We start from the raw sequence: 7564 nt of genomic DNA, 5'->3' as shown, positions 1-7564 counted from the left end.
GGAGGTGGGCAACGGCACGCTCTCCCTCACCCAGGCGGATCCGAAGACGGGCGTGGCCTATGACATGGCGCTGGAGCAGGGTCGGTATGTGATTCACGGCCGCATCTCCTTCGCACCCGCGGGCCAGGGCACCCAGGTGACGTGGACGGACGAGGGAGACCTCGGCGGCAATCCGCTCAAACACTACGTGGTGCTTTTCCTCGAGCCGGCGCTCGGTGGGAAGTTGGAAGAGGCCCTGGCCGGCCTCAAGAAGCAGGTGGAGGCCCATCCGCTCCCCGTCGGGACGCAGCCCGAGCCAACGCCCGCCCCGGTGGAGCAGGCCGCGGCTCCATCGCAGCCGCCCGCTTCCGCGCAGCCCACTCCGCCTGTCGCGGAGGGTTCGCCGGGAGTGACGCCTCCCGCGGAGGGGACGCCGCCCGCTCCCGCGGCGGAGGGCGCGCCCGGGGTCGCTCCGGGGGAGATGGCTCCCACGACGGCGACCACGACTCCGCCCATGGGTGAGCCGGCGCAGGGCACGGCGGCTCCCTCGGACGAGCCTGCCTCCGCGCCGACCGTTCCCGCGGGTGAGCCCGCACCGGCGCCGGCACCGGCGGGCGCGTCCGCGACGCCCACCCAGCCGTAGCGGGACGAGGCGGCTCGACGCGCTGCTTCGATGGTAAGTGCCAGGCTGAGCCCTGTTCGCGTCCACGAGGAGCGTAGCGATGCCTGGTGATACCCATGTCGAACCGCCGAGGCCCCCCTTTCCCTGGTGGCTCGTGGGACTCCTGGGCGGAGGCCTGGCCTTCGTCCTGCTGGTGGTGGTGTCCTTCTTCCTGCGCGGCAACCCGCTTCCCGGGCTCGGCGCCTTGTGCGCGCAGCAGGAGCCCCGCTGTGGGGAGGGTCTGATCTGCACGGAGGACAACCTCTGCCTGGGAGCCGGGGGCTTCGCATGCTCGCGGGAGGAGCAGTGCGCGACTCGCCGTTGCATGGACGGGAGGTGCCAGTAGGTCATGTCCCAGCCCACGCCCTCCCCACATGGGCTCGGGAGGACTGAAAGCGCTCTCCGCCCTGCTTGTCGGCTTGCGGCGGGCGGGGCCCTGCACTACTGCTTCCCACCATGGCCGACGTGCTTCCCGAAGCATTCCTCCGTGCCGTTGCCGACGGCTTTCCCTCGGACTTCCTCACGCGCGAGCCCAGTGAGCTCCAGGAGTATGGGCGCGACTGGACGCGCGTCTATCCTCCCGCTCCCAGCGCGGTGGCCTTCCCGCGCACCACGGACGAGGTGGCGCGCCTGATGGCCCTGTGCCACCAGCACCGGGTGCCGGTGGTGCCCTCGGGGGGGCGCACGGGCCTGGCGGCCGGCGCGGTGGCCTCGCGCGGCGAATTGGTGCTGTCCCTCCGGCGGATGACCCGGATGGATCCGATCGATCTGCTCGGCAACTCGGTGCGCGTGCAGGCGGGCGCCATCACCGAGGCCGTGCACCACCACTGCGCCGAGCACGGCCTGACGTGGCCGGTGGACTTCGCCTCCAAGGGCTCGAGCCAGGTGGGTGGCAACATCGCCACCAACGCGGGCGGGGTGAAGGTCATCCGCTACGGCCTCACGCGCCAGTGGGTGCTGGGCCTGCAGGTGGTGACGGCCCGGGGCGAGGTGCTGGAACTCAACGGCGCGCTGGAGAAGAACAACACCGGCGCGGACCTGCGCCAGCTCTTCATCGGCAGCGAGGGCACGCTGGGCATCATCACCGAGGCCACGCTCAAGCTGGCGCCCCTGCCGGGAAAGCAGGACGTGTTCCTCTTCGCGGTGCCGGACGTGGCGGCGGTGCTGCGGCTGTTCCGCGAGGCCCGCCGCGCCCCGCTGCTGTTGAGCGCCTACGAGTTCTTCACCGACAAGTGCCTGGCGCGCGTGCAGCGCCACCGCAAGCTGCGCTCGCCCTTCGAGGCCCCCAGCGGCTGCTACGTGCTGATGGAGGCCGAGGGCAAGGACCCGGCCGAGGTGGAGGGCTGGCTGGGCTCGCTCTTCGAGCGCGGGCTGGTGACGGACGGCACCATGGCGCAGAGCCCCTCGCAGGCCAGCGAGCTGTGGGCCCTGCGCGAGGGCATCAGCGAGAGCCTGTCCGCCACGGGGCTCCCGCACAAGAATGACGTGTCGCTGCCCGTGTCCAACCTGGAGGCCTTCTGCTCCGAGCTGGACGCGGTCTTCAGCGCCCGCTACCCGGGGTGGGAGATCGCCCTGTTCGGCCACATCGGGGACGGCAACCTCCACATCAACATCATGAAGCCCGACGAGCTGGAGAAGGCCGAGTTCCTCGCGCACACGAAGAAGGCCGACCCCACCATGTTCGAGCTGGTGCGCAAGCACGGCGGCAGCATCTCCGCCGAGCACGGCATCGGCCTGCTCAAGAAGGACTACCTGTCCTTCTCGCGCTCGCAGGCGGAGCTCGACATGCTGCGCACGCTCAAGCGCGCCCTGGACCCGAACAACATCCTCAACCCAGGGAAGATCCTCGACGTGTGACGTAGGAGGTTACCTGCCTGCCTCGACGTAACAGGTTGCCAGCAGGTGACTCATGAAGTAGTGTGACAGGAGACAACGTGTCTCCTGATGGGGAGAGGTGTGCGAGCAGGCTTCCGTCCTGCTCCGTGCTCATGCGCCTCAGCGCTCCCGGGGGACTGGCGTGGCGGACGCGGAGGGAAGATGCTGAGCCTTGGAACAACCGATTGGAGAGGACGCGCTGAGATGACGGAGGAGAAGCAGCCCCCTCATCGTGAGGCCACCTACGAGGATCTCGTTGCTCTTCCGCCACACATGGTGGGGCAACTCATTGGTGGGGAACTCATCGCATCGCCCAGGCCGGCGAGCGACCACTCGGCGGCCAGTTCTGCGCTCATCGGGGTTTTCTTTGAGCCCTTCCAGCGCGGGCGGGGTGGCCCGGGCGGCTGGTGGTTCTTCATCGAGCCGGAACTTCATTTTGGCAAGGACGTACTGGTGCCGGACGTCGCGGGCTGGCGGCGCTCGCGCATGCCCATGCGCTCCCGCGTTTCTAACTTCACCCTCGCTCCGGACTGGGTCTGCGAGGTGCTCTCTCCCTCTACAGCCCGGATCGACCGGACGTTCAAGAAGCAGATATATGCCCGGGAGGGGGTGGAGCACCTCTGGCTCGTGGATCCAGTGCTCCGCACCCTGGAAGTCCTGCGGCTCCACGGGGGCGAGTGGCTGGAAAAGGGCTCCTGGAGCGGCAATGCCCGCGTCCGTGCCGAGCCCTTCGAGGCCCTCGAGCTGGAGCTGGAGGCCCTCTGGTTCTCCGAGGCGCCCGAGCCGGTGGAGCGCTAGGACAGGATGCGCGTCTTGATGTCCGTCTTCAGGCCAGCGATGGCCTCGCACACCGGGTTGGCCACGTCCTGGTCCAGGTCCATCACCAGGTAGCCGATGTTCGCGTCGGTGCTCAGCACCTGCGCGTGGATGTTGGCGTTGAGGTCCGAGACGATCTTGTTGATGTCGCGCAGCACGCCGGGCACGTTGCGGTGCACATTGAGGATGCGGTGCGTGCCCGGAATCAGCGGCGCCTCCACCTGCGGGAAGTTCACCGCGCCCGTGGTGGCTCCGGCCTTCACGTACTTGATGAGCGAGGTGGCCACCTCCTTGCCGATGGCCGCCTGCGCCTCCTCCGTCGAGCCGCCGATGTGCGGGGTGAGGATGACGTTGGGCAGCCCCTGCAGCTCGGTGACGAAGCCGTCGCTGTTGGTCTCCGGCTCCTCGGGGTAGACGTCCACCGCGGCGCCCGCCAGGTGGCCCGACTTGAGCGCCCGGGCCAGCGCGGGGATGTCCACCACCGTGCCCCGGCTCGCGTTGATGAGGTAGCTGCCCGGGCGCATCCGCTTGAGCTGGGTCTCGCCGATCATCCACTCGGTGGACGGCGTGGCCGGCACGTGCAGCGTCACGAAGTCCGAGTTCTCCAGCAGGTCATTCAGCGTCGGCATGGAGCGCGTGTTGCCCAGCGGCAGCTTCGTCATGACGTCGTAGAAGATGACGCGCATGCCCATGGCCTCGGCCAGCACGCCCAGCTGCGAGCCGATGTGCCCGTAGCCGATGATGCCCAGCGTCTTGCCGCGCACCTCGTGGCTGCCCGTCGCCACCTTGCGCCACTGGCCCGCGTGCACCTCGCGGCTGCGGTCCCCGAGCTGGCGCGTGAGCATGATGATCTCCGCGATGACCAGCTCCGCCACGCTGCGCGTGTTGCTGAAGGGCGCGTTGAAGACGGGCACGCCGTGGCGGTTGGCCGACTTCAGGTCCACCTGGTTGGTGCCGATGCAGAAGGCGCCCACCGCCAGCAGGTTGGGGGCCTTGGCCAGCGCCGGCTCGAAGACGTTCGTCTTGCTGCGGATGCCCAGCAGGTGCACGCCTTGGATGCGCTCCTCCAGCTCCTCGGGCTTGAACGCTCCCTTGAGCCGCTCCACGGAGAAGCCCTCCGCCGCGAGCATCTCCTCGGCGGACACGTGGATGTTCTCCAGCAGCAGGACCTTCAGGGGACCGTCGATGGACACCGGGATGGAGGGCGAGGGGAACGGGGAGGTGCTCATATGACATCTTGCGTTAGATCCCGCCCTCCAGACTGTCAAGCGTCGGTTGGGGGAAAGCGGGGCCGCCCGTCACGAGGGCGAGCGACCCCGAGCCACCGGAGCGTCAGGGGTGTGGCCTACTGGATGGTGTAGGCGACCGTGCCGCTGCAGCTGGTGCCCTTGTAACAGCCGGCGCGGAGCTGGTAGGTGCCGCCCGCGCCCGCCGGGACGGTGTAGGTGAGGTACGAGAGCGAGCCGCAGGAGTCGTCATTGGAGGCCACCTGCGTGACGGACGGGCCGTACAGCCGCAGGTAGGTGTCGCCGGTGCCGGAGGCGCCCGCCACCGTGCAGGTGCCCAGCTTGATGACCTGGCCGGCCGTGAGCATCACGTCCCTGTTGACGGTGTTCTGCTGGGCGCTGTTGGTGTTGGTGGCGTTGAAGGCGAACGAGCCGCTGATGCCGCCGCCCGTGCCGCCGCCCGGCGTCACCTTCCACACCACGGTGCCGCCGCAGCTCCCGGTGGAGTAGCAGCCGCCGCGGATGGTGAACGCACCGGCCGCCGGCACGGTGTACTTGAAGTAGGAGCCCCGGGCGCCGGCGCCGCACGTGCCGCCGTCGTCGTTGGAGGCGACCTCGGTGCCCGCCGCGTTCTTGAAGCGCAGGTAGCTGTCACCGGAGACGGCGGCGCCCTCCAGGCCGCAGGTGCCCACCTCCACCACGTCGCCCGCGGCGAACGTGAGCGTCTTGTCCACCGTGTTCTGCTGCGCGCTGTTGGTGTTGGTGGCGGTGTAGGCGTACGAGTTGGCCGGAGGCGGCGGCGGCGGGGGCAGGCCGCTGCACAGCCGGGTGTTGTCGTTGTTGACGGCGGTGCAGAAGGCGCGGAGGGCCGGGTAGACGTAGGTGATGTCCTCGCCGCGGCAGGCCGTCTCGCCGCACACGTTGACGACCTTGCAGGTGCCATTGGCGGCGTAGTCCGTCTCGCCGCGCACGAGGATGCCCGCCACGGTGTAGGTGCTCGTCTCGTACACGCCCGAGCCCGAGTTGCCACCGAAGGTGTCCGTGGTGGCCACGAAGTAGTCCAGCGTGGCCGAGCGCGCGTCGCGCACCGAGCCGCCCGAGTCAATCTTGAAGGGAATGCCGCTGCCGCTGCCGATGACGGCCACGTTCTGTCCGGCCGCCAGCGCGGTGTTGCCCGAGCGCACCGGCGCCGGGGTGAAGCGAGGCGCGGCCGACCGGTCCAGCCGGATGACGGCGTAGTCCAGGTTCTGCGTGCCCACCGTGCCCTGCTGGCGCGCCACGATGGAGGCACAGCTGAAGATGTCCGCCGTGGTGACGGTCTGCAGCGCGCCCGCCGCCGGCCGGTAGTAGTTGAAGACGAAGCGCGTGTTGGTGCAGTCCGTGGCGCTGGTGACACAGTGGCCCGCGGTGAGCACCAGGTCGTCGTCGATCAGCGTGCCGGAGCAGAAGGCCGCCGTGGGGTCATCCCGGAAGCGCTCGGTGGTACAGAGGTTGTAGGCGCTGCCCAGCGTCGAGCCGGGGAAGGTGACGTGATTGGGGTCCGTCGCGTTGAAGTCCGACGGGTTCATCAACGCCACCGTGGCCTGCTGCGCGCGCGCCCGCAGCGTGGCGTCCAGGTGCGCGTACACGTCCTGCCGGTTGTCGGTGCCGTAGACGACCGGCTTCTCCTGTGTGCCGAGCGAAGGGGCCTCTTCACCCTTCACCGCTTCCCGCTCCTCCGCCGGGCCGCAGCCCGCCGCGAGGGTGAGGGCGCACACCAGCGCGCCCACGAGGGGACGTGCCTGGAACCCGGGCCTGGGATGTCGCATGGGGAATCGCTCCTGTCTTGGTTTCCTGAGGGGTGGGAAAACGTGCCAGACCAGGAAGTCTGGCAAGCGCATGATGCCCCAAGGAAACCGTACCGAGACGATCGTTTGACGGAGCGTGCGGGAGCCGACAGCCCGCGGGGTGGAGCGGGCTACTCGTCGTCGGGGTTGCGAAGCCAGGCGAGCGCGGCCTCGCGCGTCTCGAAGGTGCGCGTGGGGATGGTGAGCATGGCCTGCTTCGTCATGCGCCAGGCCTGCAGGCCGGAGGCGGGATCATGCACCACGCGCGCCGAGCGCATCATGCCGTGCAGCTGCGCGAAGGCGTTGAGGCTGGCCATGGTGGCCACCATCTCCGGCGGCATCACCCGAAGCTGTCCCTGGTCCACCAGCGCGCTCCAGGGGCCGCCCATGCGGGCGATCGTCTCGCGGATGCGCTTGAGATAGTCCGTCACGTCCTCCGCCGTGGGCTGGGGCGGGTAGACGACGTCGATGATGCGGTCTGCCTCGTGGACGTTGATCTGAAAGGGCATGCGTTGCTGTGCTCCGGGGTGCCGGCGCACTCTAACCTCAGAGGGGCCCGCGTCGAAAACCCCTGTCAGACCTCGTGGCCGCGTCCGTCTCTGGGGCTGGACCGGAACCGCCGCGCCCGAGGGCGTGAGGGGTTCTCAGCCGGAGAGGGGGAATCATGAACACGAAGCTCTATGTGCTGAGTGCGGTGCTGGGGACGGCGCCAGCCCTGCTGCCGGTGGTGTACCTGATGTGGGAGCCCGCCGCGCCCGAGCACGAGGAGGAGCTGCGGGGTGGGGCGTCCCGGCAGGTGAACCGTCCGCTCGGCGGCAACGGAGTCACGGCCCCGCCGCCCGCGTCGGGACCGGTGGGCCTGGAGCCCGGCGTGCCCACGCACCCGTGCGAGCTCATCACCGTGGTGCAGGTGCCGTGCGACCCGGCCGCGGCCACGTGCGAGTACACCTACTGGGAGTGCCCCGAGAGCGTGAAGCCGCTCCGGGCGTGAGGGCCCGGAGCGCGAGCGCCCGGGCCTCGGGGCCGCGTCCTTCTTGGCGTCTTCTCTTTCAGATTCCTCGCGTCGAACAGGCCCCGAGCACGGCTCCTGCCCGCCTGAAAATGTTCCAGCCTTCCGGCGTGAGGCGTCGGAGAGGAAGGGCCAACCCCTTGGAATCATGAGGCCCGTGCTGGCACGCGAG

8 protein-coding genes are annotated in these 7564 nt (G+C 69.5%); 5 read left to right on the top strand and 3 right to left on the bottom strand.

Annotated elements, in window-relative coordinates; translation table 11 throughout:
- From VF697_RS08610 to VF697_RS08595, 4 genes are all read left to right on the top strand, one after another.
- A partial coding sequence (locus VF697_RS08610) for an SRPBCC family protein (RefSeq protein WP_331093138.1) occupies positions 1-622 on the top strand: 622 nt, incomplete at its 5' end.
- A gap of 79 nt (positions 623-701) precedes the next feature.
- Entirely contained in the window at positions 702-986 is a 285-nt protein-coding gene (locus VF697_RS08605) for a hypothetical protein (RefSeq protein WP_331093137.1), read from the top strand.
- A 110-nt stretch (positions 987-1096) separates the two neighbouring features.
- Entirely contained in the window at positions 1097-2497 is a 1401-nt protein-coding gene (locus tag VF697_RS08600; protein ID WP_331093135.1) for an FAD-binding oxidoreductase, read from the top strand.
- Positions 2498-2719: 222 nt separating this feature from the next.
- The gene (locus tag VF697_RS08595) at positions 2720-3313 is read left to right on the top strand and encodes a Uma2 family endonuclease (RefSeq protein WP_331093133.1); all 594 of its coding nucleotides are present in this window, start codon (positions 2720-2722) and stop codon (positions 3311-3313) included.
- Here VF697_RS08595 and serA read toward each other — a convergent pair.
- The 3 genes from serA to VF697_RS08580 form a co-directional block, all read right to left on the bottom strand.
- Positions 3310-4560, bottom strand: a complete 1251-nt coding sequence (gene serA, locus VF697_RS08590) for a phosphoglycerate dehydrogenase (protein WP_331093131.1) — start codon at positions 4558-4560, stop codon at positions 3310-3312. The two genes, VF697_RS08595 and serA, sit on opposite strands and share 4 nt — an antisense overlap.
- A 116-nt stretch (positions 4561-4676) precedes the next feature.
- Positions 4677-6365, bottom strand: a complete 1689-nt coding sequence (locus VF697_RS08585) for a serine protease (RefSeq protein ID WP_331093129.1) — start codon at positions 6363-6365, stop codon at positions 4677-4679.
- A gap of 149 nt (positions 6366-6514) precedes the next feature.
- Complete coding sequence (locus VF697_RS08580; protein ID WP_331093127.1) at positions 6515-6892, bottom strand: STAS/SEC14 domain-containing protein; 378 nt, start codon at positions 6890-6892, stop codon at positions 6515-6517.
- Positions 6893-7047: 155 nt separating this feature from the next.
- On the opposite strand from VF697_RS08580, the gene VF697_RS08575 reads away from it, so the two are divergent.
- The gene (locus VF697_RS08575; protein WP_331093126.1) at positions 7048-7374 is read left to right on the top strand and encodes a hypothetical protein; all 327 of its coding nucleotides are present in this window, start codon (positions 7048-7050) and stop codon (positions 7372-7374) included.
- Positions 7375-7564: the final 190 nt, after the last annotated feature.

This window comes from Archangium sp. (assembly GCF_036388035.1).
Lineage (GTDB): Bacteria > Myxococcota > Myxococcia > Myxococcales > Myxococcaceae > Archangium.
This window is presented reverse-complemented; position numbering and strand designations above follow the sequence as displayed.